We start from the raw sequence: 25,855 nt of genomic DNA, 5'->3' as shown, positions 1-25,855 counted from the left end.
CGCTCAGCGGGCCGCCGCCCGCTGCTCGAGCGAACGTGCGTATTGCGTCAGCGGAAAGCACATGACGAAGAAGATCAGCGCTACCAGCCCGTAGACTTTGAACGGTTCGAAGGTCGCATTGTTGATTGCGTTGGATGTCCTCACCAGCTCCTCGAAACCGATGATCGAGGTCAGCGCGGTCGACTTGATCAGCTGCACCAGGAAGCCGACGGTCGGCGCGCGGGTGATCGAAAACGCCTGCGGCAGGATGATCAGCCGGAGTTCCTGCAGATAGTGCAGGCCGAGGCTGGCGCCGGCGTCCCACTGGCCGCGTGGCAATGCATCGACGCCGCCGCGCCAGATCTCGGCGAGATAGGCGCTGGCAAAGAAGGTCAGGCCAAGCACCGCCGCGGTCCACGGCTCGATGCGCAGGCCCAGCATCGGCAAGCCGAAGAACATCAGGAAGAGCTGCATCAGCAGCGGCGTGCCCTGGAAAAGCGCGATGTAGCCGGAGGCAAACCGGCGCGCCCATTTATTCTTGGCGATCCGGAGGAACAGCACGATCATGCCGACCACGGCGCCGCCGACAAAGGCAGCCAACGACAACAGCACCGTCCAGCGCGCCGCCAGCAGCAGGTTGCGCAGAATATCCCAGAAGGTGAATTCGATCATGATACGCCGGCTCCGAGAAGCCGGCGTCCGCCGCCAATCAGCAGACGGCGCAGCCCAATCGACAGGATGAGATAGACCACCGTCACCACGAAATAGGTCTCGAAAGCCCGGAACGTGCGCGCCTGCAGCATGTCGGCCTCGTAGGTCAGCTCGCGCACCGCGATCTGCGACACGACGGCGGATTCCAGCATCATGATGACGATCTGGCTGGTCAGCGCCGGATAGATCACCTTGAGCGCCTGCGGCAGCACGATCTTGATGAAGACCTGGCGCGGCCTGAGCCCAAGCGCCATTGCCGCTTCCGTCTGCCCGGGCGGCACCGCGTCGAGTCCGGCGCCAACGATCTCGATCGTGTACGCCGCCATGTTGAGCGTCATCGCCAGCATGGCTGCCAGCACGGGATCGAGCCTCACGCCGATGCTTGGCAGCCCGAAGAAGATGAAGAACAGCTGCACCAGGAACGGCGTGTTGCGGATCACCTCGACATAGACGCCGATCGCCCGCTTGAGCAGCAGCGGGCCGTTCCGCCGCCCTGCGGCGCCGAGGATGCTGAGCAACGTTCCCGCCAGCGTGGTCACGGCGATCAACAGGATCGTCGTGGCCGCGCCGCGCGCGATCGCCCCTGTCGCCCCGGCAAGCCAGCCGAAGTCGAGGCTATAGGTCACCAGCCGTCAATCCTTGAGATTGGCGGGATCGAGCGGTGTCTTCAGCCAGGCCTTCGAGCTTTCGTCCAGTTTGCCGTCGGCCAGCATCTTGGCAACCGCATCGTTGACCGCTTGCTTGAGGCGGTCTTCCTTCTTGTTGAGGCCGATATGCGATGGCGAGGTGAGAAGCTGGAATTTCTGTTCCGGCTTCAGCGCCTCCTGGCGGGCGAGCACCTGGGCGCCGACATCGTTGCCGACCACCATCAGCTGGGTCTGGCCCGAAATGAAGGCCTGGATGACGGAATTGTAGTTGTCGAAGCGGCGGATGTCGGCCGAGGCGGGTGCTGCCTCGGTCAGCGAGGTGTCCTCCAGCGTGCCGCGATTGACGGCGATCGACTTGTCGGCAAGGTCTTCCTTGCCTTTGACCGCAAGTGCTGCCGGGCCGATGACGGCGATGTAGTAAGGCGCGTAGGCGGCGGCGAAATCGATCACCTGCTCACGCTCCTTGGAATAGCCGACGCTCATCAGCAGGTCGACGCGCTTGTCGGTAAGATATGGGATGCGGTTCTGGCCGGTCACGCTGACCAGATTGAGCTTGACCTTGAGCTGGTCGGCGATGGATTGCGCCACGTCGATGTCGTAGCCCTTGATGCTCATGTCGGCGCTGGCCGAGGAGAAGGGTGGGAAATCGGAAAAGATGCCGACATTGATGGCGCCGGCCTTGGTGATGTCGTCGATAGCGTCGGCATTGGCGGCCTGGGTAGTGAAACCAAAGCCGGTTGCTCCGAGCATCAGCACGGCGGCGATGGATGATTTGAGTTTCATGTGAAGTGTCATTGTCGTTCCCCTGCTGGAAGCTTGTTTGTGTGAGTGTAACCGCCGGCTCCAGCGCGGCGGTCGCCTTTGGGATTTTCTAGTGGACCATGATCGTCTCCGAAAACCGGTTCCCACTTTTCGGGATCATGGTCGAGCGTGTCAGCCCGCCTTGCTGGTGATTGCCGGGCTGAAGACCATCAGGCTGAGGATCTCGAACAGCACCTGCGCGCCGGCATGCGCCGTGTTGGTGGTCGCGTCATATTGCGGCGCCACCTCGACGACGTCGCCGCCGACGATATTGAGGCCCTTCAGGCCGCGCAGCAGCTCGAGCACTTCGCGCGTCGTCAGCCCGCCGACCTCCGGCGTGCCGGTGCCCGGCGCGAAGGCAGGATCGACGCTGTCGATATCGAAGGAGACATAGGTCGGGCCGTCGCCGACTATCCTGCGCGCCTTCTCGATAATGGCGGGAATGCCGAGGCCGGTCACCTCTTCGGCATGCACCACGGTCATGCCGGACTCATAGGTGAACTCCCAAAGGTACTCGGCCGAGCCGCGAATGCCGATCTGGATGGTGCGGCTCGGGTCGAGCACGCCGTCCAGCACCGCGTTGCGGAACGGACCGCCATGGTGGAACTTGGTCATGTCGAACAGGCCGCTGGTGTCGCAATGGGCATCGATATGGATCATGCCCACCGGCGCCTTCTTGCCGACAGCCTTCAGGATCGGGTGGCTGATCGAATGGTCGCCGCCGACAGACAAGGGCAGGACGCCGGCGTCGACGATCTGGTTGGTGCGGCGTTCGATGTCGTCATGGCTGGTCTCCAGCCGGTAGCGGCTCTGGAACGGCACGTCGCCAATGTCGGCGACTTTCAGCTCATGCGTCGGTGCGCATTCCAGCACATGATTGTAGGGGCCGATGCGCTCGATGGCGCGCAGCGCCCTTGGCCCGAAACGGGCGCCCGGCCGGTTGGTGACGCCCAGATCCATCGGCACACCGATCATCGCCACCTGAAGGTCGCCGAAATCCGGATTGTCGGCGGCGATTTCACGATAGGGCGCCGCGAGGAAGGTCGGGATGCCGGAATAGGGCGCCAGCCGCGTGCCGGTCTTGGAGAAGATCTTGTCGGCGACACGCTGGAATTTCGGGTCGAACATTTCGCCGCCATGGCTCTCGCCGTATTTGCGGCGCAGCGCTTCGAGCTTGCCGCGGTCATAACCCATGTCGGTCCTCCATGGCTGGTGCAGCGCGGACGGCGGCCTCGATAGCCGCAGCCGTTGGCTGCCTGCAGATTTCACGTCTTGATGCAATGCTTGGGCAAAGTGTCCTGTAGCTGCATTGAAAAATCAATTGATATTGTTAGGGTGTTCGCTGTGAGAAAATCTCACAGAGCTTAGGTTCCAAATGGCCAAGCGTTTGCCACCGCTCAACCCGCTGCGCGCCTTCGAGGCGACGGCGCGCCATGCCTCGCTGACCAAGGCGGCGGCCGAGCTGAACGTCACCCACGGTGCCATCAGCCATCAGATCAAGGCGCTCGAGCAATCGTTGGGCGTCAAGCTGTTCGAGCGTGCCGGCCAGCGGGTGAAGCTGACGCCGCACGGCGCCGAATTGCTGCCGGCGGTGTCGACAGCCTTCGACGGCATTGCCGCCGCCACGCAGCGCATGACACGGCCGGCCAGCACCGGCGCGCTATCGGTATCCTGCGTGCCGGCGCTGCTATTGCTGTGGATGATCCCGCGGCTGGGCAGCTTCACTTCGCAATATCCGGATATCCGGCTGACGCTGATCCCATCCAATGATGCCAAGGACGTCCGCGCACCGCATATCGATGTCTGCGTGCACTATGGTGACGGCAGCTGGACCGATTGCTGGATGCGCAAATGGTCGGGTCTCGAACTGTTCCCGGTGGTCAGCCCGACGCTGATCAACAACCGCCCGATCCGCACCGTCCGCGACCTCGCCGATCACGTCTTCCTGCATGGCGACGACGGCCGCGAATGGCACACCTGGCTGGCCGCCGCCGATGCGCTGGACCTGGAGCGCGGCCGCCGCCACCATCTCGGCGACGCGCGCATGGCGACCGAGGCCGCAGTCCACGGCCATGGCGTGGCGCTCGGCGACACGGTGACGGCAAGCGGACTGCTCGCCAGGGGTCTGCTTGTCGCGCCATTCAGCCTTTCCGTGCCGGCCGTCGACGATTTCTACGTCGTCTGCCGCAACGAGATGCGGTCGGCGCCGATCGTGCAATTGTTCATCGACTGGCTGTTTGCCGAGAAAGAGCAGGCCGATCGCCGCGCCGACGCGCCGGTGGCAGGCCGCATCGGCTTTCGCCGCAAGCGTCCAGCGCTCAAGGTGGTCGGCGCCAAGACCGCATCCTGAGGCCGAAACTGCCGTGGGCGCCGCTTGCCGCAGGGGCTTCTTTTTGTCGGGCCAGCCCGCAAAGCGGGAGGCGCGTTCAAAAATTCGATGCTAAGAGGCATTTGGAGCAATTCCAGGAAAAGTGCGCAGCGGTTTTCCGTCCGGAATTGCGCTAGACAAAAGCTAGAACGAGCAGCGAAGGCGCATTGAGCGATGGCAAAGACCGATATAGCGCGGCGCGTCTACAACCACACCTGGAAGCTCGACCCGATCGTGCGTAGCTTGCTCGACACCGATTTCTACAAGCTTCTGATGCTGCAGATGATCTGGGGCATGTATCCCAAGGTCGACGCCACCTTCTCGCTGATCAACCGTACCACCTCGGTCCGCCTTGCCGAGGAGATCGACGAGACGGAGCTGCGCGAGCAGCTCGACCATGCCCGCACCTTGCGCTTCTCGAAGAAAGAGATGATCTGGCTCGGCGGCAACACCTTCTATGGCCGCAAGCAGATCTTCGAACCGGAATTCCTCGCCTGGCTGGAAAATTTCCGGCTGCCCGAATACGAGCTCTCCAGGCGCGACGGCCAATACGAACTCGCCTTCAGCGGCCCGTGGATGTACACGACGCTGTGGGAGATCCCGGCGCTGGCAATTATCAATGAACTTCGATCTCGCGCGGCCATGCGGGCGTTCGGGCCGTTCGCGCTCGACGTGCTCTATGCCCGCGCCAAGGCCAAGATGTGGGCCAAGACCGAGCGGCTGAAGGCGCTGCCCGGCATCCGCATCTCGGATTTCGGCACCCGCCGCCGTCATTCGTTCCTGTGGCAGCGCTGGTGCGTCGAAGCGTTGAAGGAGGGCATCGGCGAGGCCTTTACCGGCACCTCCAACGTCCTGCTCGCCATGGACAACGACCTCGAAGCGCTCGGCACCAACGCGCATGAGCTGCCGATGGTGTTCGCCGCGCTCACCAATTCGGAAAAGGAATTGAAGCAGTCGCCCTATAAGGTGTTGCAGGACTGGCAGCGCTACTACGGCGGCAATTTGCTGATCGTGCTGCCGGACACCTTCGGCACCGCGGCGTTCCTGCGCGATGCGCCGGACTGGGTCGCCGACTGGACCGGCTTCCGCCCCGACAGCGCGCCGCCGATCGAGGGCGGCGAGAAGATCATTTCCTGGTGGCGCGAAAAGGGCAAGGACCCCAAGCAGAAGCTGCTCATCTTCTCCGACGGGCTTGAGGTCGAGACCATCGAGGAGACCTACCGCCACTTCCGCGGCAAGGTGCGCATGTCCTTCGGCTGGGGCACCAACCTGACCAATGATTTCGAAGGCTGCGCACCGACCGAGACCAACCGGCTCGACGCCATCTCGCTGGTCTGCAAGGTCACCGAGGCCAATGGCAGGCCGGCGGTCAAGCTTTCCGACAATCCGGCCAAGTCGACAGGCGACGAGAAAGAGATCGAGCGCTATCTGCGCATTTTCGGCCAGAAGGACCGCGTGGAGCAGTTGGTGAAGGTGTGAGGTAGGGAACTCTTGCGTAGTATGAGTTCCTTCTCGCCCGCCTCTGTCCTACCGGACATCTCCCCCACGAGGGGGGAGATTGCGCCCTCATTGCTGCTTTCGCCAATCGCTAAAGTTGCAGAAGGAGAGCCGACGGCGGAACCGCCGATCTCCCCCCAAGTGGGGGAGATGTCCGGCAGGACAGAGGGGGGCGCCGCAGAGCGCTGCATTTCTGCAATCAGGCCCTTTCCCGGCCTCGTTGCTTCGGTGGCTCTCCTGTCACCCGCGCCCGCCTTCGCCCATGCCTCCGACCGCGGCTACGTGCTACTGCTTCCCACCGGCTACTACCTCGCCGGTGGCGCGCTCGCCGTCGCCGCCAGTTTCCTTGTCCTGGCGCTACTGCGGCCGGACTCCCTCGACCGCTTCTGGCACAAACGCCTGCCGCTTTTCACCTTCGGCGACGGCGCGCGGACTGCCGTCAGCCTGATATCCTTTGCCGGCTTTGCAATTCTCATTGCCGCCGGCCTGTTCGGTAGCCGCGATCCGCTCTCCAATCCGCTGCCGCTGACCGTATGGACATTGCTCTGGGTTGGGCTGGCTTTGCTGCAAGGGCTCGGCGGCGATCTCTGGTCGTGGCTCAATCCGTGGTACGGGCCTTGCCGCGTCGTCTCGCGCCTGTCCGACAGAACCGAGCCACGGCGGCCGCCCCAGTGGCTCGGCTATTGGCCGGCTTTCGTGCTGTTCTTCGCCTTCGCCTGGTTCGAGCTGATCGACCCGGCGCCCGATGACCCGGCGCGGCTGGCCTGGGCCGCCGGCGTCTACTGGCTGCTAAGCTTCGCGGCCATGCAGGTCTTCGGCTACCGCGGCTGGACCCGCAGCGGTGAGTTCCTGACAGTGTTCTTTTCGATGGTGGCGCGCTTCGCCATTGTCGAACGCAACGAGGACGGCCGGCTCAAACTCTGCTGGCCGGGCGCTAAGCTGCTCGAGGTTGCGCCGCTGTCGCTCAGCGGCGTCGCTTTCCTGCTGCTTGCGCTGTCGTCGGTATCCTTCGACGGCCTGTCGAAAACCTTCTTCTGGCTAGGCCGGTTCGGCATCAATCCGCTGGAGTTTCCGGGACGCACCGCCTTGATCGGCATCGGCAGTTTCGGCCTTGTGCTGACCTTTGTTGTGCTTGCGGCCGTGTTCGCGCTTGCCGTCTTTCTTGGCCAGCACCTTGCCGGCAGCAAGCATTCCCTCGCTCACGCCGCAGGGCTGCTGGTCCGGTCGATCGTGCCGATCGCGCTCGCCTACCACTTCGCGCACTATCTGACGGCGCTGCTGGTCGACGGCCAATATGCGATTGCCGCGCTCTCCGACCCGTTTGCGCTGGGCTGGAACCTGTTCGGTACCGCCGACATGCCAATTGAAGCCGGCGTCGTCGCCGGCGCCGGCTCGGCCTGGTGGCTGTGGAACCTCCAGGCCGGCGTCATCATAGCCGGTCACATGTTTGCAGTGCTTGTCGCCCACGGTTTGGCCGGGCGGCTGCATCCCGTTCCCGCTCGCGCCGCGCTCAGCCAGTTCCCGCTCACCGCGCTGATGATCGCCTACACCGTCTTCGGCTTGTGGCTGCTTGCGACGCCAACCGCCGGGTGAACGAGATGCGCGATGCCCGTCAATCGAACCTTGGGGAAAGCTCGCTTGCCACGTCAGAGCTTTGGTGATTTAGTTTGTACACATGCAATTTTCGGCCCTCTTAGCAAGAGTGGCCCGCCTCGCTACAGCCATTGGTCAAAGCTCAAAAACAAGGGGAACTGCCGTGACTGACAAGAATGGGTTTTTCGATCTCTCCAGATCCGCTCTCACCCGCCGCACGGCGCTGAAGGTCCTTGCCGCCGGCGCCGGTCTTGCCGTCGCGCCGGGCTTCGTGCGCTACAGCCAGGCGCAGAGCTCGGCGCCGATCAAGATCGGCTTCCAGTCGCACCGCACCGGCATCGGCGCCGCCTATGGCCGCTGGTACGAGAAGACCACGGCCGCGGCGGTCAAGGCGATCAACGATGCCGGCGGCATCAACGGCCGGCCGGTCGAGGTGATCATCGAGGATGACGGCACCGATCCCGGCCGGGGCGCCGAAGTGGTCGGCAAATTCGCCTCCCAGCACAAGACCGACATCGTCTACGGCACGCTGTTTTCGCATGTCGTCATCGGCTCGGCGCCGGCCGCCGGCGAGGCCAAGATGCCCTATTTCGTCGTCAGTGAAGGTCACCACGTCGCGTCGACCAAATTGAACCGCTACGTCTTCCAGCCCGGCATCACCGACGTGAAGAGCCAGATCCAGTCGATGGCGCCGTGGATTGCCGCCAATGCCGGCAAGAAGGTGACGCAGATATTCCCCGATTTCGCTTTCGGCTACGATCATCGCGACTACCTGCCGCCGGCGCTGAAGGCGCAAGGCGCCGAGGTCATCGCGCAGATCGCCATCCCGCCGACGGAATCCTCCTTCACCAAATATTTTCCGCAGATCCCGGCCGAGACCGAGGTGATTTACCACGTCATGGTCGGCCCGGCGGTGCTCACCTTCGTCAAGGAACTCGGCGAGTTCTACGGCTCCAACCGGCCGCAATTGTTCGGCTTCATCGATTCGCTCGAAGCCACCGACATCAACAGCCCCGGCCTCGAATTCCTCGACGGCAGCCATTTCTGGGAAGGCTCGCCACGTTATGCGCAGCCCGATGACTCCCCTGCACAGAAGGCCTATCGTGCCGCCGTCGGCATCGACGACAATGGTGCATCTGTCGGCGATCCCAAGGACGTCTCCACCGCCGCGCACATGTTCGGCTGCTGGGAAACGCTCTACGTCGTCAAGAAGGCGATGGAGGATGCCGGCTATAAGGGCCCGGAAGACCGCGCCAAGCTGGTCGAGGCGACCGAGGCGTTGACCGAGTTCGCCGAGGGGCCCGAGCATCCGCAGGGACCGAAAACCTTCAACGGCAAGATCCACCAGTGTTTTGGTATCCAGAACATCTCCAAGGTCGAAGGCGGCCGGCTGAATGTCGTCCACAAGACCAAGATCGAGGACGGCCTCTACGAGCCGGAAGGGGATTACACGACGCAGGCGCTGTGAGCTTGGCTGCTGCAGCAAGCGTGAGCGCCAAGACACCCCCCTCTGGCCAGAGGGGGGTGCTTCGCGCATCCGCCGGTGCTTAGCCGATGCACTTCGGACCCCACCTGCTCCTCGCCGCCCTCGAAGGCCTCGTCACCTCCGCCGTCCTGGCGCTGACGGCGCTTGGCCTGTCGCTGGTGTTCGGCGTCATGCGCGTCGTCAATGTCGCGCATGGCGAGTTCTTCATGCTGGGCGCGGTGCTTGCCTGGGCGATTTCTACGGCGATATCCGGCCATCCGGCGCTCGGCTTCCTGGCCGCCCTGGTGCTGGCGCCGCTGATCGTCGGCTTGATCGCACTGCTCGCCGAACGGCTGGTCCTGCGCCGGCTCAACTACAATCCGGAAGCCACCATCGTCGCCACCATCGGCATGCTCTACATCATCCAGCAATTGGCGCTGACCTTCTACGGCCCGGAGGCGCGGCCTGTGGAGCCGCCGTTCAGCTACCGCATCCTCCTGCCGTGGTTCGGCTATTCCGGCTACAAGCTGTCGATCATCGCCGCATCCGCGCTGCTTCTGGTCGCGACCTGGCTGGTGCTGACGCGCACGAAAATCGGCCTCATCATGCGCGCCACGCAATATGACAGCGAGACGGCGCAGGCCTTTGGCATTCCGGTGACCAGAGTCTATGCCGGCGTCTTCGCGCTCGGCGCCATGTTGGCGGCTGTGGCCGCGGTGCTGATCGTGCCGATCAGCCAGGCCCACTATCTGATGGGACAAGACCCGCTGTTGCTGTCGTTCATCGTCGTCATCATCGGCGGCCTCGGCTCGCTGCGCGGCACGGTCGTCGCCGCGGTGCTGATCGGCCTTTCCGACGGCATCATCTCGGTGTTCTTCTCACCGACGCTGGCCAAGATCATCGCCACCTTGCTCGTCGCCATGGTGCTGGTGTTCCGGCCGCAGGGCCTGTTCGGGACGGCATCGCGATGAAGGATGCTTCGCCGGCAAAGCCATATGCGCTGCACCTCGGCGTCATCGCCCTGCTTTTCGCCCTGAGCTTCGTCTTGCCGGAATACCATCACGGCCTGCTCGCTCGCATCATGGTGCTGGCGGTCTTCGCCATGGGCTACAATCTGCTGTTCGGCTATGTCGGGCTGCTCAGCCTCGGCCATGCCATGTTTTTTTCAGCCGGGCTCTATGGCGCCGGCCTCGCCGTCATTCATCTCGGCTGGAGCGTATCGGCCGCCTTTGCAGCCGGGCTTGCCTGCGGCGCACTTCTCGCGCTGGTGATCGCGCTGCTGGCGCTGCGCACCTCCGGCGTCGCCTTCATGATCGTAACAACGATGTTCGCTCAGGTATTCTATCTCGTCATCCTCTATCTCGCCGCCTGGACCGGCGGCGACCAGGGCATGGTCGTACCGCAGTCGATGCGTGTCCTTGTCCTGGGCAGCACGTCGCTCGACCTCACCAACCCGACCGTGCGCTATATGAGCGCGCTGGCGCTGTTCTCGATCGTGCTGCTTATAAGCCTGGCCATAGTCCGCTCCGGCTATGGCCGCGTGCTGGTCGCCATCCGCGAGAACGAGGAGCGGACAAAAATGCTCGGCTACGATACGTTTTCCAACAAGCTCGCCGCCGTCATCGTCTCCGGCACCATCTGCGCGGGTTCCGGCGCCGCCTATGCGCTGCTGTTCGGCTATGTCGGCTCGAGCTTCGCTTCGGTGCAGTATTCCATCCTGCCGCTGCTCTGGGTGCTGCTGGGCGGTGCTGCCACCACGCTCGGGCCGCTGATCGGCACGCTGTTCATGTACTATGTCATCGACGTCGCTAGCGGCTACACCTCCGCCTATCTGCTGATCGTCGGCATCGCGCTGATCCTGCTGGTTTTGTTTTTCCCAAAAGGCATTCTCGGCAGCATTCGCCAGCGCTGGCTCGGATGGCTGCCATGATGCCGCTTTTGACCACCAAAGACCTGTCGCGCAGTTTCGGCGGCTTGCGCGCCGTCGACGGCGTCGACTTCGCGCTGATGCCGGGCGAGATCCGCGCTGTCATCGGCCCCAACGGTGCCGGCAAGACCACCTTCGTCAGCCTGGTCAGCGGCCGCATCCAGCCCTCGTCGGGCACGATCATCTTCGACGGCGCCGATATCACCAGCCTGCCTGCCTACGCCAGGGTTCGCCTTGGCATCGCCTATACATTCCAGATCACCAGCGTCTTTGCCAATCTCAGCGCCTACGACAATGTTGCCCTGCCGGTGCAGCGCACGCTGACCGACAGCCGCTCGAAGGGCGCGGTTCACACCGGCGTCATGGCGGCGCTCGAGCGCACCGGACTTGCCGACTGGGCGCAAATGCCGGCCGGGCAGTTGTCCTACGGTCACCAGCGCCTGTTGGAAGTGGCGATGGGGCTGGCACTGAAGCCGCGGCTGCTGATCCTCGACGAACCGACGCAAGGGCTGGCCGACAGCGAGATCGACAATTTCATCGAGCTGGTGCGCGAGATCGCCGATAGCGCCACCGTGCTTTTGATCGAGCACAACATGCCGGTGGTCATGCAGCTCGCCGACCGCATCACCGTCTTCAACGCCGGCAGGATTTTAGCTGAAGGCACGCCCGAGCAGATCCGCGCCAATGCCGCGGTGCAGGACGCCTATCTGGGGACGACCCATGGCTGAGGCCCAGTCCAGGGCACTGACGATCTCCGGGCTTGATTGCTTCTATGGCGAGGTCCAGGTGCTCTATGGCCTCGATCTCGTCTTGAGCGAGGGCGAGGTGCTCTGCCTGTTCGGCCGCAACGGCGCCGGCAAGACGACGACGCTGAAGGCGATCATGGGCCTGGTGCCGGCAAGCGCCGGCTCGATCCGGCTCGAAGGGCGGGAATTGACCGGCCTGCCGGCGCACGAGGTGCCCAAGGCCGGCGTCGCCTATGTGCCGCAGGGCCGGCGGCTGTTCGCCGAGATGACGGTGGCTGAAAACATCGAGATCGGCCTGATGGCCCGCAACAAGGGCAAGGCGACGCGCGAAAACGTGCTCGATCTCTTCCCGCTGCTGCGCCAGCGCCTTAGGCAGCGTTCTGGCACGCTATCGGGCGGCGAGCAGCAGATGCTGGCCATGGCCCGCGCCCTGTGTCTGGAACCACAGGTGCTCCTACTCGACGAGCCGACCGAAGGGCTGATGCCGTCGATGATCGCCAAGATCCGCGAAACCGTTTCGAAGCTGCGTGCGCTTGGCGTGTCGACAATCCTTGTCGAGCAGCGCGTCGATGCCGTGCTCTCGGTCGCAGACCGCGTTTGCTTCATCGAAAACGGCCGCAACCGCGAGACGGTCGACGTTGAGGAACTGCGTGCTGATCCCTCGGCGGTCCGCCGCTATGTCGGCGTCGGCTGATCAGGCAAAAAACAGCAAGCCGGCGAGCAGGAAAGTCGGGATCAGCACGGCGCCCGACCACGCCATGTAGCCAAAGAAGCTCGGCATCTTGATGCCGCGATGCCTGGCAATGGCATAGACCATGAAATTCGGCGCATTGCCGACATAGGTGTTGGCACCCATGAACACCGCGCCGGCCGAGATGGCCGCCAGCGTCGAGGCGAGCTCGGTCATCAGATGCTGCGCATCGCCGCCGGCCAGCTCGAAGAACACCAGATAGGTCGGCGCATTGTCGAGGAAGGACGACAGCGCCCCGGTCAGCCAGAAATAAGCGAGATTGTCGGGCGCGCCGGTCGGCGAGCTGACCAGCAGCACCAACGGCGCCAGCGCGCCGTCGAGGCCGGCCCGCAATATGGCGACGACCGGCACGATGCAGATGAAGATGCTGGCGAACAGCTTCGCCACCTCGGCAATCGGCCCCCAGCTGAAGCCGTTTGCGCCGCGAAACTCCTTTGGCGAGACGACAAGCGACGTGAAGGCCAGTATCAGGATGGCGGCGTCGCGCACCAGATTCTGCAGCTCGAGGCTGACGCCCTGAAAAGAGAAACTCACTCCCGGCTTCCAGGCAGCGGAAATCAGGATCGCGGCGATCACCCCTGCCAGCAGCGGGATGTTGGCCAGGCCGCGAATGCGCACCTTGCTGTCGGGCGTCGGATCCTTGATCTTCGGCGCGCCTTCCTCCCGGTGATGCATGATGATGTCGATCGCCAGGAAAACCGCCAGCACCACGCCGGCGACGAACAGTGTCTCGGGCAACAGGTGAACTGTCGTCCAGAAGAAATCGACGCCGCGCAGGAAGCCGACGAACAGCGGCGGATCGCCGAGCGGCGTCAGCGACCCGCCGATGTTGGACACCAGGAAGATGAAGAAGATGACGACATGGGCGTTGAAGCGCCGGTTGTCGTTGGCGCGGATGAGCGGCCGGATCAGGATCATCGAGGCGCCGGTTGTGCCGATGATCGAAGCAAGCACAGCGCCGCCCAGCAACAGCCCGGCATTGACCAGCGGCGTGCCGTGGATGTTGCCGGCAACGAAGATGCCGCCCGAAATGGTGAACAGTGCGAACAACAGGATGATGAACGACATGTATTCGGTGAGCAGCGCGTGCAGCACCGCCTGCGTTGCCGACGGGATGCCGAAGGCGAGCGCCAGCGGCCCGATCACCAACGCTGCCCAGAAAGCGGCAATCTTGCCGTAATGGTGCTCCCAGGCATGACGGAAGAGCAACGGCCCGGTCGCGATGCAAAGCAATAGCCCGGCAAACGGCAGCACCCACCACAGCGACATGGCGGCGCCCGGCAATTCGTGCGCTTCGGCCGCGAGAACCGCTCCCGGAGAAAAGATTGCGGCAATCAGTGCAGCACTTGCCGTCAACGCCGCAAACCGCATGGAGCCCCTCAAAAGTCTGTCAGGTTCGGCTGGATGACGTTCAAATCAGTGCCACGCCGGCATCGCGCATCCGGCCCAGCATCCTCTCCACGGAGCCGTTGAGATCGATGCCGCGGCAGGCGTCGAGCCGCACGGACGTCTCAAAACCGAGCTTGACCGCGTCGAGCGCCGAAAAGGCGACGCAGAAATCCGTCGCTAGGCCGACCAGGGTCAGCGTCTCGATGTTCCGATCCCGAAGATAGCCGGCAAGGCCGGTCGGCGTCGTCCGGTCGTTCTCGAAGAATGCCGAATAGCTGTCGATCGCAGGACGGAACCCTTTGCGGATCACCAGCTCGGCCTTGCTCCAGGCGAGGCCCGAATGGAAATCCGATCCCAGGCTGCCCTGGATGCAGTGATCCGGCCACAGCGTCTGGTGGCCATAAGGCACATCGATCGTTTCGAACGGTTGCTTGCCGGGGTGGCTGGAGGCAAAGCTGGAATGGCCGGCAGGGTGCCAGTCCTGCGTCAGCAGGACGTGCTCGGTCCGCCGGATCAGGTCGTTGACCAACGGCACGATTTCGTCGCCGCCAGCCACTTCCAGGGCGCCACCCGGGCAGAAATCGTTCTGCAGGTCGATGACGACAAGCGCTTCGTCGGCCATGGAGCCTCCTTATTTTCTTGGTCTTGAGCTTAGGCTCCAATGAAAACGCGACCGGACGCAGAAACTTGACCAGATGGCCGGCTGCGTCAACCTCTCACGGCATAACAAATGCGTTCCGGGCGCACCGGTGCCCATAGCCGTGCAAACTCTGGCTTTGACAATTCCTGCCGGCTTGATATCATTTGCATACGAATGAATTTCCTGCCTTGCATGCTCGGGAAAATCTTTCGGCAGGATCCCCTCTCGGGAAGTCCATTCTGGGAAGGCAAAGCGTGATCCGTTACGCAAAACCCACCACGGTCGACGACGCCCTCGCTTTGCTGGGCGAAGGACAATGGCGCATCCTCGCCGGCGGCACCGACTTCTATCCGGCACAGGGCAGCAAGCCTTTCCGCGACAATGTCCTCGACATCAATGGCTTGGCGGCATTGCGCGGCATTGCCGAAGCCGAGAACCATTGGCTCGTTGGCGCGCGCACCACCTGGACCGATCTCGTCCGCCATCCGCTGCCGGCGGCTTTCGACGCGCTGAAGCAGGCGGCGCGGGAAGTCGGCTCGGTGCAGATCCAGAACGTTGCCTCGATTGCCGGCAATCTTTGCAATGCCTCGCCGGCCGCCGACGGCGTGCCGGCGCTGCTGGTGCTCGACGCCGAGGTCGAACTGCGTTCCTCGGTGGCGACCCGGCATCTGCCCCTTGCAGAATTCATCCTCGGCAACCGTCGCACCGCTCTGCAGCCCGGCGAAATGGTCACGGCAATCCGCATTCCCAAACCCGCGACCGCCGGCAGCTCCGCCTTCGTGAAGCTTGGCGCACGGCGTTATCTCGTCATCTCCATCGCCATGGCCGCCGCACGCCTGGCCATCGAAGATGGCATCGTCAGGAACGCGGTCGTCGCCGTCGGGTCCTGCTCGGTCGTCGCCAGGCGCTTGGCGGGCGTCGAGGCGGCGCTGCGCGGCCGTCCGGTCGGCCCCGCGCTGGCCACTGCCATCCAATCCGCGCCAATGGACGAGCTGTCGCCGATCGGCGACGTGCGCGGCAGCGCCGAATACCGGCTGGATGCGGCGCGCGAGATCGTCGTCCGCGCCGTGCTTGGTGCGATGGGCGCTATTCCCGGCGAAAGGGCGGCGGCCTGATGGGCATGGAGCGCGCCGACATCGCCTTCGAGGTCAACGGCGCCGCCGTCAGCGTTTGCGTACCGCCGGTGCGACGGCTGTCCGCGGTGCTGCGCGACGAGCTGCGGCTGACCGGCACCAAGATCGGCTGCGATGCCGGCGATTGCGGCGCCTGCACGGTGCTGGTCGACGGCGAGCCGGTCTGCGCCTGCCTGATGCCGGCGGCTTCCGCCTCCGGCACCGTGGTGACGACCGTCGAAGGTCTCGGCGATGGCAGGCTGTCGGCGCTGCAGGCCTCGTTTCTCAGCCATGGCGCAGCACAATGCGGCGCCTGCACGCCCGGCCTGCTGGTCGCCGCAACGGCACTCCTGGACAGGACGCCTTACCCGAGCGAGGCCGAAACGCAGGATGCGCTGGGCGGCGTGCTCTGCCGCTGTACCGGCTACCGCAAGATCGTCGCCGCGGTGATGGATGCTTGGCGCCACGCCGATGGTCTCGATCCGCGCATGCCATTGTCCGGCCATGCCGTCGGCTCCTCTCCGATCCGCCTCGATGGCGTGCCGAAAGTCACCGGCGTCGAAAAATTCGGCGGCGATTCCTTTCCCATGGATGCACTGTCGGTGCTGGTGATCCGCTCGCCGCATTATCATGCGGCCTTCAGCTTCGGCGATCTCGATGGCTGGGTGAAATCCCGTCCCGGCATTGCCGGCGTCTTTACCGCCGCCGACATTCCGGGAAAGAATTGTTTCGGCGTCATCGCGCCCTTCGCCGACCAGCCGGCGCTGGCCGAAGCATTTTCGCGCTTTCGCGGCGAGGCGGTGGCGCTGGTTGCCGGCGAACGCGAGGCCATCGTCGATCTCGACCTTGCCGATTTTCCTGTCAGTTGGACCGAATTGCCGCATTTTCTGGAGCCTTGCGAAGCACAGGCCGGCGGTGCGTCACTGGTCCATGAAAACCGGCCCTCGAACTTGCTCACCTCCGGCTTCGTCGAGCGTGGCGACCCCGAGGCCGCCCTTGCCGGTGCGGCTTTCGTCGTTTCCGGCGCCATCGACACCTCCTATGTCGAGCATGCCTATATCGAACCGGAAGCCGGCTATGCCTTCATGGACGGCGATACGCTGGTCGTCGTCGCCTGCACGCAGGCCCCCTATATGGACCGCGACGACACGGCAAAAGTGCTCGGCCTTGCCCCGGAAAAGGTGCGCATCGTGCCGACCGCCACCGGCGGCGGCTTCGGCTCCAAGCTCGATGTCTCGCTGCAACCGCTCATCGGCCTCGTCGCCATGAAAACCGGCCGGTCGGCGGCACTCGCCTATACCCGCACCGAATCGATGATCTCGACCACCAAGCGCCATCCCGCTCGGATGAGAGCGAGCATCGGCGCCGATGCCGACGGCCGCGTCACCGGCATGGTCTTCGCCGGCGATTTCAACACCGGCGCCTATGCCAGCTGGGGGCCGACGGTCGCCAACCGCGTGCCGGTGCACGCCTCCGGCCCCTATGCGACGCCGAACTATCGCGCCGAAGGCCGCGCCATCCACACCAATGGCCCGATTGCCGGCGCCTTTCGCGGTTTCGGCGTGCCGCAGGCGACGATCATGCAGGAGACCCTCTATGACGAGTTGGCCGACAAGCTAGGCATGGACCGGCTCGACTTTCGCCTGAAGAACTGCCTTCGGAACGGATCCGAAACAGTTACCGGGCAGCGGCTCGAGTCAGGCGTCGGCATCGCCGACTGCCTGGAGGCCCTCCGCTCACATTGGCGGCGTGCCCTTCGTGATGCCGAAGCGTTCAATGCCGGTAGCAGCATCAAAAAACGCGGCGTCGGCGTGGCCTCTTGCTGGTACGGCTGCGGCAACACCTCGCTGCCCAATCCGTCGACCGTCAAGGTCGGCATCTCGGTATCGGGTGAAGTCGTCCTGCATCAGGGGGCGGTCGATATCGGGCAAGGTTCGAACACTGTCATCGCGCAGATCTGCGTCGACGCGTTGGGGCTTCCGCTTGAAAAGCTCCGGCTGAAAGGCGCCGACACGGCGATCACCCCCGACGCCGGCAAGACATCGGCCTCGCGCCAGACCTTCGTCACCGGCAAGGCCGCCGAAAAGGCCGGCCGCGCCTTGCGCGATGAGATCTTGCGTTTCGCCAATGTCTCGGAAAAGGCGGCGATTGCGCTGGACGGCACAAGTCTGAGCATCGGGGAAGGCGAAGCGACGCGCCGCATCGATCTTTCCTCGCTGAAGGCAGACGCCGAAGGATTCGTCTTCCGGGCCGAGGAAAGCTACGACCCGCCGACGCAGCCGCTCGATGCAAAAGGTCAGGGCAAGCCTTACGCCGTCTATGGCTATGGCGCCCAGATCGCCGAACTGGAGGTCGACCTCAGGCTCGGCACCGTGAAGCTGATAAAAATCACCGCCGCGCACGATGTCGGCAAGGCCATCAATCCCTTGCTTGCCGAAGGCCAGATCGAGGGTGGCATCGCCCAGGGCATCGGCATGGCGCTGATGGAAGAATACATCCCCGGCCGCACCGAAAACCTGCACGACTATCTGATCCCGACGATCGGCGACGTGCCGCCGATCGAGACCATCTTGATAGAAGTTCCGGATCCGGAAGGACCCTTCGGCGCCAAGGGTTTGGGCGAGCATGTGCTGATCCCGACGGCGCCGGCGATCCTCAACGCCATACGCCATGCCGCCGGTGTGGTGGTCACCAAGATTCCGGCGACTCCGACCCGCATCCGCGCCGCCATCCTCGACAAGGAGGCCCGCCGATGAGCGAGCTTGCCGAACGCTTCGAGACACACGATCCCGGCGAGAAGCTGGTGGCGGAGAAGATCCGGTGCGATGCCTGTCCGGTCATGTGCTACATCGCCGATGGCCGCACCGGCGCCTGCGATCGCTACGGCAATGTTGGCGGCAGGATCGTGCGGATGGATCCGCTGACCATCCTCGACCACGCGGCCGAGACAGGCGGCGCGGTCGTGCCCTTTGCCGAGGAAGGCAAGGGCTGGGACGGCGAACTGGTCAACACCGGCCGCCGCTTCGTCACCGCGATCGGCGCCGGCACCACCTATCCCGACTACAAGCCGGCGCCCTTCATCGTCAGCCAGGAGGTCGAGGGCGTCGATCTGGTCACCGTCGTCACCGAGGGCATCTTCTCCTATTGCGGCGTCAAGGTGAAGATCGACACCGACCGTCATATCGGCCCCGAAACGGCAACGGTCCGTGCCGAAGGCGAGGCGATCGGCCATGTCACCACCGGCGAATACGGCTCGCAGATGCTGTCGCTGGGCGGCGTGCATCATTTGACCGGCGGCTCAAAGGCTGAAGGGCGCGCCACCTGTGATGCCATGCTCAGGCTGTGCAACCGCAAGCCGGTCGAGCTCGTCATCGACGGCGGCGCCACCGTCATCGTCGAAGCCGGCAAACCGCCTGTCATCGACGGCAAACTTGAGCAGCGCATGCGCGTCGGCTGCGGTTCGGCCACCATAGGCATGTTCGCCACCCAGTGGCGCGGCCTTGTCGACGAGGTGGTGGTGGTCGACGACCACATCACCGGCGTCGTCTCCGAGCATCAGGCGGGCAAGGTGCTTGGCTGGCAGGATACCGGCATCAAGATCATCGGCCGCCGTTCGACGCCGGGCCGCTATTTCAAGGTGTCGGAGCCCGGCCTCGGCTGGGGCGGCACCAATATCTCCGACCCGCTGTCGATCCTTGGTGAATGGAGCGCCAAAAAGGGTGCGCGCCCCGGCATGTCGCTGCTGATGGTCTCGACCACCGGTGAGCAATTCGCCTATTACGAGCTCGACGACGAATTGAAGCCGGTGCAGAAACCGTTCCCGGAGCGGCTGCGGAAGTCGGTTGAACTGATCGAGGACAATTGCGAGCCGGCGCTCTGCACCGTGCTTTTCGTCGGCGGCGCCGGCGGCTCGCTGCGCGCCGGCGTCACCGAGAACCCGGTCAATCTGACCCGCTCGGTGCAGGGCCTCAAGACCTATGTGACGGTCGGCGGCGCGCCGGTCTATGTCTGGCCGGGCGGCGGCATCACGCTGATGGTCGACGTCATCCGCGTGCCGGAAGGCGCCTTCGGCTATGTCCCGACGCCGGCGCTGGTGGCGCCCATCGAATTCACCATGCGCCGCGACGATTATGTCAGGCTCGGCGGCTATGAAGCCGAAATCCGCAGCGTCGACGATATCCTGGCCAAGGGCGGCGAGTATCTCAACCCGCGCCGCGGCAAGGCCGCACCTCGCGACAATCCCTGGCCGCCGCTGGTGCAGCTGCGGCGCGCGACGACAAATGGGGCAGGGTGATGAACGGCCCGCAGGCGCATTGGCTCGAGGACGGCCGAAGGCTTCACCTCAATCATGGGCCGATCGATCTGATCGTCGAGGCCTTCGGCGAGGCGAGCGAATGCCGCGCCGCCTATCATCAGGCGGCAACGCGCTTCCAGACAATCCTGCCCGAACTGGTCGAAGAGTTGCCCGAACTGCGTCGCCAGGCGCCGCTGCGTCCTCGCATGTTTGTCGGCCCGACGGCACGTCGCATGGAAGCGGCGGTCGTTCCGCTAGCGAAACAATTCATCACGCCGATGGCGGCCGTCGCCGGCTCGGTAGCCGACGAAGTGCTTGGCGTTCTGCTCGCCGGCCGCCGGCTCGAGCGCGCCTATGTCAACAATGGCGGCGACAGCGCGATCCATCTCGGCCACGGCCAGTCGATGACGCTTGCCATTGCCGGAACAGGTCACGGACTGGCAGACCGTCTCACGATCCGCGCCGAAGACGGGATCCGCGGCGTCGCAACAAGCGGCTGGCGCGGCCGGTCCTTTTCGCTGGGCATCGCCGACGCCGTCACCGTGCTGGCGCGGACGGGTGCTGAAGCCGACGCCGCCGCGACCTTGATCGCCAACGCCGTCGATCTGCCCGGTCATCCCGCCGTTACGCGCGTACGGGCGCGCGATCTCGCCCCGGACAGCGATCTGGGCGACCGACAGGTGACGCAAGACGTAGGGCCACTGTCCGCCGTCGAAATCGCTACCGCGTTGGACAGCGGGCTTGCCGTGGCGGAAGACTTTCGGCGGCGCGGCCTGATTGCCGCCGCGGCGCTTTTCCTCGACGGTCAGGCGCGCATCGCAGGTCCGATGGCGCTCGCCAATAAAGTTTTAGAGAGGGAAATTGCCCATGCCTGAGTTTCCGATCCGCAAGATCGCCGTGCTGACCGAAGAGATTTTTCACGAAGGCGGGCCGGTGGCGAAGGTGCCGCGGCGCCGCGCCGCGGCCATGGCCGTGGTGAAGAACCCGTTCGCCGGCCGTTACGTCGAGGAACTGCAGAGCGCGATGGAGGATTTGAAGCCGCTCGGGCTGCTGCTCTCCGACAGGCTCATTGCCGCATTGGGCGGCGACGTGAAACAGATCGACGGTTATGGCAAGGGTGCCATCGTCGGCGCGGCGGGCGAGCTGGAGCATGGCGCGCTGTGGCATGTGCCGGGCGGCTATGCCATGCGCGAACGGCTTGGCGACGCCAAGTCGATCGTGCCGTCGTCGAAGAAGGTCGGCGGCTTCGGCGCGCGGCTCGATGTGCCGCTCGGCCACATCAACGCGGCCTATGTGCGCAGCCATTTCGATGCCATGGAAATCGGCATCAGCGATGGCCCGCGTCCCGACGAGATCCTGTTTTGCCTCGCAATGACCTGCGGCCCGCGCGTGCATGACCGCATGGGCGGGCTGGCTGCCAAGGACATCAAGGCATGGGATGGGCTGAGGTGAGCGCCGAAGACAATCTGCTCAAGCTGGTCGAGGCCGAGGAACCTGACGAAAACGACTATCGCTTGCAGGAGCAGGTCGGCTTTATCCTGCGCAAGGCGCACCAGCGCCATGTCTCGATCTTCGCCGCACACATCGCCGATCTGACGCCGCCGCAATTTGCCGCCCTGGCCAAATTGCGCGACGTCGGCGAGACCTCGCAGAACCAGCTTGGCAGCCTGATCGCCATGGATGCGGCGACGGTGAAAGGTGTCATCGACCGGCTGAAAGCGCGAGGCTTTGTCGAACTTAGCAAACACGAAGTCGACAAACGGCGCCTGCTGGTCAATCTGACGGCCGAGGGGCGCGACTCGATCGAGCGGCTGATTCCGCTTGCCCGCGAGATTACGCAGGAAACGCTGGCACCGCTTTCCGCCAAGGAGGCTGCCATTTTCATGAAGCTGCTGGCCAAGCTGGCTTGAGCTGCCACCTGCCGAGCGTTTAGTTGTTACTCCTGCCGGGCGCTGAACGCCCGGCAGGAAAGCCTCGTCTCAGAGGCCGTTGTCCTTCAGGATCTGGGCAGCATTTTCCTTGGTGATCTTCTGCGTCGGCAGGATGATGGTCTTTTCCACCTTCTCGCCGTTCAGGAACTTGATCGCCTGCCGCAGCCCTTCGGCGCCCGGCGTCACATAAGTGAACGTCGCCGTCAGCTCGCCATTGGCGACGAGTTGCACGCCTTCATTGGGCAGGCCGTCGATGCCGATGAACTTGATGTCCTTCTCACGTCCGGCGTCCTTGGCGGCAAGATAGGCGCCATAGGCCATTGGATCATTGTGGCCGTAGACGAGATCGATCTTTTCGTTGTTGCGCAGCGCCGTGGCCATGATGTTGTAGGCCTGGTCCTGCTTCCAGTCGCCCGACTGCTGGTCGAGCAGGTTCTTGATACCCGGCTCCTTGTCGGTGAATTCATGGAAGCCGTCATGGCGGTCATGCGCCGGCTGGGTGCCCATGCCGCCCCAGATTTCGACGACGTTGCCGGCGGCCTTGCCCTTGCCGCCAAGCAGCTCGACGGCATATTCACCGGCAGCCCGGCCGATCAGCTTGTTGTCGCCGCCGACGAACTGCGTGTAGTCGTTGGTTTCGACGTTGCGGTCGAGCACGAAGACCGGGATCTTGGCATCGATCGCCTGCTGCACGACGCCGGTCAGGCCGGCGGACTCTTTCGGCGACACCAAGAGCGCATCGACCTCCTGACGGATCAGGTTTTCGACATCGGCGACCTGCTTCTCGGTCTTGTCCTCGCCGTCGGTTACGATCAGCTCGACTTCCGGATGCTTGGCCGCTTCGGCCAGGATGTCCTTGTTGAACTGGGCACGCCAGGGTTCGATGGTCGTAACCTGCGAGAAGCCGATTTTCCATTTCTTGTCCTGCGCGTGGGCACCGCTGGCAAGCATCGCGGTCGTGGTCAGGAGTGCCGCTGTCAGCGCGGCAAGCTTCAACAATTCACGTCGTTTCATTTCTTGTTTCCTCCAATATTCAGAGACGCGGTCTCTTGCGACGGCCGCTTTGCCGCGGCCGTTTCCTTGTGCGCTTGCCCACCGGGCAATCGCAGATAGAAGAGAAGATCGCCGGCATTGCGCTCCTGTACGAGCACGGTACCGATGATGATCATCCCCTTCAGCACCAGCTGAAGGTTCGAATTGATGTTGTGCAGCTGCAGGATGTTAGAGAGCAGCCCGAAGATCAGCACGCCGCAGAACGTCCCGGTGAGGCTGCCGCGTCCGCCCATCAGGCTGGTGCCGCCGATGACCACGGCGGCGATCGCGTCGAGTTCCAGCCCGGCGCCGGCGTCCGGCTTGCCTTGCCGGTATTGCGCGACATAGAGCACCGCCGCGATGCCGGCCAGCAGCCCCGAAACCGCGTAGGTGGCGATCTTGACGCGGCCGGCGGCGATGCCGGACAGCCGGGCCGCTTCCTCATTGCCGCCGATGGCATAGACATAGCGGCCAAACGGCGTGAAGCGCAGCACGGCGCCGTAGATCAGGATCGCGCCGAGGAAGAACAGGCCCGGCATCGGAATCACGCCGAACACCAGCGAGCGCAGCATTTCGAAATCGGCGGTGGCATTCGAGCCGGTGTAGACCGGCAGCACCGCATTGTTTTGGCCGGCTGTCAGCCGGGCGATGCCGAGCGCAGTGACCATCATCGCCAGCGTCACGATGAAGGGCTGCAGCCGTCCGGCGACGATGATGAAGCCGTTGAGCGCGCCGAACAGCAGGCCGACGCAAGGCGCCACCAGCAGCACGCCGAGCACGCCGAATTTTGAGCCTACCTGCGGCAGCAGGAACCACAGCACCAGACTGCACAGGATCACCCCGACAATGCCGGGGGTAACCAGCCCACGAACGCTATCCAACCTGATGTCGTGCGTGGCCTGCGCGCCGGCGCGGGATTTTTCGATGTTCAGCAGGATGAAACGGGTGACGAGAATGCCGAGGCAAAGGGCTGCCACAGCAACTGTCGGCACCCCCAGCACCACCGCCGGCGTCACGCCGGGGACCGTCAGCAGCATGGCACAAACTACCGTGCAGATCGCCATCAGCGAGCCGACGGAAAGGTCGATACCGCCAGTGATGATTACCGCCGTCATGCCAGTGGCAATCAGCCCCGTGGTCGACACCTGGCGCAGCACATCGAGCAGGTTGCCGTAGGACAGGAAGATGTTGTTGCCCTTGGAGCTGATCGGCGAGCCAAGCACGCCGATCAGGAAGATTGCGATCAGGCCCCAATAGAGCTTCGTCCGGGACAGGATATGCAAAATGCTCATGCAGCAGGCCTCGTCATGGTCCGTCGCGGCGCTGCAAGCCGCATGATGGCCTCCTCGCTGGCTTGCGCGCGGGACAGGATTCCCGTCTGGCGGCCATCGGCCATGACCAGGATACGGTCGGAAAGATGCAGCAGCTCCGGCAATTCCGAGCTGATGACGGCGATCGCCAGCCCGTCTCGCGCCAGCTTGAAGATGAGATCGTAGATTTCCCGCTTGGCGCCGACATCGATGCCGCGCGTCGGCTCGTCGAGCAGCAGCACCCGTGGCCTCGTCGCCAGCCATTTGCCGATGACGACCTTCTGCTGGTTGCCGCCGGACAGCGTGCCGGCCGGCTGCTCGACGGTTTCGCAGCGAATACCGAGCGCCTTGACGGCGTCCCGTGCCAGCCCTTGCTCGCCGGCCAGCGAGCGCAGGCCGAACCGCGCCAGCGCGCCGACCAGCGGCAGCGCGACATTGTCGGTGATCGAGGCCTCGAGATGCAGGCCTTGCGTCTTGCGGTCTTCTGTGACCAGGGCGATGCCGAGCCGGCGCGCATCGCGCGGCGAACGGATTTCTACTGCCTCGCCATCGAGCCTGATCTCACCGCCAGCACGTCCTCCGCTGGACCCGAAGATCGTTTCCAGGATTTCGGTACGGCCCGAGCCCAGCAGCCCGCCGATACCGAGGATTTCTCCTGCGGCAAGATCGAAGCTGACGCCGTCGAGCACGGTGCGCCAGCCATGGCGATTGGGCTTCGATAGCGACAGCTCGCTTACGGAAAGGATGGTGTTGCCACCGGGGATGCGGTGCTCCTGGGAGGAAGCAAGCAGGTTTCGCCCGACCATCGCCGAAATTATGGCGTCTTCGTCGAGCTTGTCCATCGTCTGCGTCAGGACGTGGCGTCCATCGCGAAACACGGTGACCCGGCTGGCCAGATGCATGACCTCGTCGATGCGGTGCGAAATGTAGACGATCGCCACGCCGCTATCGGCGAGCTGGCGGATGATGCGGAACAGCCGCTGGCATTCGGCTGGCGACAGCGCCGAGGTCGGCTCGTCCATGATCAGAATGCGCGCCGACATAGACAGCGCCTTGGCGATCTCGACCAACTGCTGCTCGCCGACGCGCAAGGCACCGACGCGCGCATCCGGGTCGAGCTCGATGCCGAGCCTTTGCAAGAGCGCGCCGGCAGCGCGGCTGCTCGCCTTGCGGTCGACAATCAGCCCGGCGATCAGCTTCTCGCGGCCGAGAAAGATATTGTCCGCGACGCTGAGTTCGGGAACGAGGTTCAGCTCCTGGTGGATGATGGCGATGCCGGCGCGCTCGGCTTCGCGGACGCCGGCAAAGCGCACCGGATGGCCATCGATACTGACCGTTCCGTTATAGTCCGTATAGACGCCGGATAGTATCTTCATCAGCGTCGACTTGCCGGCGCCGTTCTCGCCCATCAGCGCATGGACCTCGCCGCGCCGCAGTTCGAAGCCGACATCGACAAGCGCGGCGATGCCGCCGAAGGACTTGGAGATGTGCTCGGCGCTCAGCACGATAGCCGAGCCGTCCGCCATAACGCCTTCCGCAGGGATGGAATTGCCGTGCTGCATGACAAGGACGGCCTCCCTCCGTCGTCACCGAACGCCTCAAACGCTAATCTAAACGTTTCGATCATGTCAAGCCAATATCTGGTGTCGAAGATTGTTCCAT

The 25,855-nt window shown here is 64.1% G+C and carries 23 protein-coding genes; 14 read left to right on the top strand and 9 right to left on the bottom strand.

Going from position 1 to position 25,855, the window contains the following annotated elements; genetic code table 11:
- Nucleotides 1-3: 3 nt before the first annotated feature.
- The 4 genes from NKH05_RS07895 to speB form a co-directional block, all read right to left on the bottom strand.
- Nucleotides 4-651, bottom strand: coding sequence for an amino acid ABC transporter permease (locus tag NKH05_RS07895; protein WP_352484347.1), 648 nt, complete (start codon nucleotides 649-651; stop codon nucleotides 4-6).
- Complete coding sequence (locus tag NKH05_RS07890) at nucleotides 648-1,316, bottom strand: amino acid ABC transporter permease (RefSeq protein ID WP_023722519.1); 669 nt, start codon at nucleotides 1,314-1,316, stop codon at nucleotides 648-650. Before NKH05_RS07890 ends, NKH05_RS07895 begins: the two co-directional genes overlap by 4 nt.
- A gap of 6 nt (nucleotides 1,317-1,322) precedes the next feature.
- The gene (locus tag NKH05_RS07885) at nucleotides 1,323-2,132 is read right to left on the bottom strand and encodes a transporter substrate-binding domain-containing protein (RefSeq protein ID WP_352484346.1); all 810 of its coding nucleotides are present in this window, start codon (nucleotides 2,130-2,132) and stop codon (nucleotides 1,323-1,325) included.
- A gap of 138 nt (nucleotides 2,133-2,270) precedes the next feature.
- Nucleotides 2,271-3,332 carry an agmatinase gene (gene speB, locus NKH05_RS07880; RefSeq protein ID WP_352484345.1) on the bottom strand — a complete coding sequence of 354 codons (1,062 nt, stop codon included), beginning with the start codon at nucleotides 3,330-3,332 and terminating at the stop codon, nucleotides 2,271-2,273.
- A gap of 181 nt (nucleotides 3,333-3,513) precedes the next feature.
- On the opposite strand from speB, the gene gcvA reads away from it, so the two are divergent.
- The 8 genes from gcvA (at nucleotide 3,514) to NKH05_RS07840 (ending at nucleotide 12,428) form a co-directional block, all read left to right on the top strand.
- The gene (gene gcvA / locus NKH05_RS07875; RefSeq protein WP_023722516.1) at nucleotides 3,514-4,488 is read left to right on the top strand and encodes a transcriptional regulator GcvA; all 975 of its coding nucleotides are present in this window, start codon (nucleotides 3,514-3,516) and stop codon (nucleotides 4,486-4,488) included.
- Between the two features lie 192 nt (nucleotides 4,489-4,680).
- Nucleotides 4,681-5,985: a nicotinate phosphoribosyltransferase gene (gene pncB, locus NKH05_RS07870; RefSeq protein WP_352484344.1), complete on the top strand. Its 1,305-nt coding sequence runs from the start codon at nucleotides 4,681-4,683 to the stop codon at nucleotides 5,983-5,985.
- A 168-nt stretch (nucleotides 5,986-6,153) separates the two neighbouring features.
- On the top strand, nucleotides 6,154-7,596 hold the full coding sequence (locus NKH05_RS07865) for a hypothetical protein (RefSeq protein WP_352484343.1): 1,443 nt from the start codon (nucleotides 6,154-6,156) through the stop codon (nucleotides 7,594-7,596).
- Between the two features lie 163 nt (nucleotides 7,597-7,759).
- Entirely contained in the window at nucleotides 7,760-9,064 is a 1,305-nt protein-coding gene (locus NKH05_RS07860) for an ABC transporter substrate-binding protein (protein WP_023718162.1), read from the top strand.
- Between the two features lie 86 nt (nucleotides 9,065-9,150).
- A complete protein-coding gene (locus tag NKH05_RS07855; protein ID WP_023718163.1) occupies nucleotides 9,151-10,032 on the top strand; it encodes a branched-chain amino acid ABC transporter permease in 882 nt (293 codons plus the stop codon).
- The gene (locus NKH05_RS07850; RefSeq protein WP_353025230.1) at nucleotides 10,029-10,991 is read left to right on the top strand and encodes a branched-chain amino acid ABC transporter permease; all 963 of its coding nucleotides are present in this window, start codon (nucleotides 10,029-10,031) and stop codon (nucleotides 10,989-10,991) included. The genes NKH05_RS07855 and NKH05_RS07850 overlap by 4 nt, the downstream gene beginning before the upstream one ends.
- On the top strand, nucleotides 10,988-11,716 hold the full coding sequence (locus NKH05_RS07845) for an ABC transporter ATP-binding protein (protein WP_023718165.1): 729 nt from the start codon (nucleotides 10,988-10,990) through the stop codon (nucleotides 11,714-11,716). The genes NKH05_RS07850 and NKH05_RS07845 overlap by 4 nt, the downstream gene beginning before the upstream one ends.
- Nucleotides 11,709-12,428: an ABC transporter ATP-binding protein gene (locus NKH05_RS07840; protein ID WP_352484342.1), complete on the top strand. Its 720-nt coding sequence runs from the start codon at nucleotides 11,709-11,711 to the stop codon at nucleotides 12,426-12,428. Before NKH05_RS07845 ends, NKH05_RS07840 begins: the two co-directional genes overlap by 8 nt.
- On the opposite strand, the gene NKH05_RS07835 is transcribed toward NKH05_RS07840, so the two are convergent.
- Complete coding sequence (locus tag NKH05_RS07835; protein WP_353025229.1) at nucleotides 12,429-13,856, bottom strand: sodium:proton antiporter; 1,428 nt, start codon at nucleotides 13,854-13,856, stop codon at nucleotides 12,429-12,431.
- 40 nt (nucleotides 13,857-13,896) lie between these two features.
- Nucleotides 13,897-14,496 carry a bifunctional nicotinamidase/pyrazinamidase gene (gene pncA / locus NKH05_RS07830; protein WP_023718168.1) on the bottom strand — a complete coding sequence of 200 codons (600 nt, stop codon included), beginning with the start codon at nucleotides 14,494-14,496 and terminating at the stop codon, nucleotides 13,897-13,899.
- Between the two features lie 272 nt (nucleotides 14,497-14,768).
- On the opposite strand from pncA, the gene NKH05_RS07825 reads away from it, so the two are divergent.
- The 6 genes from NKH05_RS07825 to NKH05_RS07800 are packed head-to-tail and all read left to right on the top strand — an operon-like array spanning nucleotide 14,769 to nucleotide 21,830.
- Complete coding sequence (locus tag NKH05_RS07825) at nucleotides 14,769-15,629, top strand: FAD binding domain-containing protein (RefSeq protein WP_352548072.1); 861 nt, start codon at nucleotides 14,769-14,771, stop codon at nucleotides 15,627-15,629.
- The gene (locus NKH05_RS07820) at nucleotides 15,629-18,382 is read left to right on the top strand and encodes a molybdopterin-dependent oxidoreductase (protein ID WP_353025228.1); all 2,754 of its coding nucleotides are present in this window, start codon (nucleotides 15,629-15,631) and stop codon (nucleotides 18,380-18,382) included. Before NKH05_RS07825 ends, NKH05_RS07820 begins: the two co-directional genes overlap by 1 nt.
- Nucleotides 18,379-19,920, top strand: a complete 1,542-nt coding sequence (locus tag NKH05_RS07815) for a 6-hydroxynicotinate reductase (RefSeq protein WP_352484339.1) — start codon at nucleotides 18,379-18,381, stop codon at nucleotides 19,918-19,920. Before NKH05_RS07820 ends, NKH05_RS07815 begins: the two co-directional genes overlap by 4 nt.
- Nucleotides 19,920-20,795 (top strand): UPF0280 family protein, encoded by an 876-nt coding sequence (locus NKH05_RS07810; RefSeq protein WP_352484338.1) that lies wholly within the window; start codon nucleotides 19,920-19,922, stop codon nucleotides 20,793-20,795. Before NKH05_RS07815 ends, NKH05_RS07810 begins: the two co-directional genes overlap by 1 nt.
- Nucleotides 20,788-21,372, top strand: a complete 585-nt coding sequence (locus NKH05_RS07805; protein WP_023718173.1) for an amino acid synthesis family protein — start codon at nucleotides 20,788-20,790, stop codon at nucleotides 21,370-21,372. Before NKH05_RS07810 ends, NKH05_RS07805 begins: the two co-directional genes overlap by 8 nt.
- Nucleotides 21,369-21,830: a MarR family winged helix-turn-helix transcriptional regulator gene (locus tag NKH05_RS07800; RefSeq protein WP_352484337.1), complete on the top strand. Its 462-nt coding sequence runs from the start codon at nucleotides 21,369-21,371 to the stop codon at nucleotides 21,828-21,830. The genes NKH05_RS07805 and NKH05_RS07800 overlap by 4 nt, the downstream gene beginning before the upstream one ends.
- A gap of 69 nt (nucleotides 21,831-21,899) precedes the next feature.
- Here the strand turns inward: NKH05_RS07800 and NKH05_RS07795 are convergent, their stop codons facing one another.
- The 3 genes from NKH05_RS07795 to NKH05_RS07785 are packed head-to-tail and all read right to left on the bottom strand — an operon-like array spanning nucleotide 21,900 to nucleotide 25,755.
- The gene (locus NKH05_RS07795) at nucleotides 21,900-22,865 is read right to left on the bottom strand and encodes a substrate-binding domain-containing protein (protein ID WP_023718175.1); all 966 of its coding nucleotides are present in this window, start codon (nucleotides 22,863-22,865) and stop codon (nucleotides 21,900-21,902) included.
- On the bottom strand, nucleotides 22,862-24,175 hold the full coding sequence (locus NKH05_RS07790; protein ID WP_023718176.1) for an ABC transporter permease: 1,314 nt from the start codon (nucleotides 24,173-24,175) through the stop codon (nucleotides 22,862-22,864). Before NKH05_RS07790 ends, NKH05_RS07795 begins: the two co-directional genes overlap by 4 nt.
- Nucleotides 24,172-25,755, bottom strand: coding sequence for a sugar ABC transporter ATP-binding protein (locus NKH05_RS07785; protein ID WP_352790260.1), 1,584 nt, complete (start codon nucleotides 25,753-25,755; stop codon nucleotides 24,172-24,174). The genes NKH05_RS07790 and NKH05_RS07785 overlap by 4 nt, the downstream gene beginning before the upstream one ends.
- Between the last annotated feature and the right edge of the window lie 100 nt (nucleotides 25,756-25,855).

The organism is Mesorhizobium sp. M1399 (assembly GCF_040317735.1).
In the GTDB taxonomy this organism is placed as follows: Bacteria; Pseudomonadota; Alphaproteobacteria; order Rhizobiales; family Rhizobiaceae; genus Mesorhizobium.
Note: the sequence above shows the minus strand (reverse complement) of the source record. Positions and strands in the feature narration are given on the sequence as shown.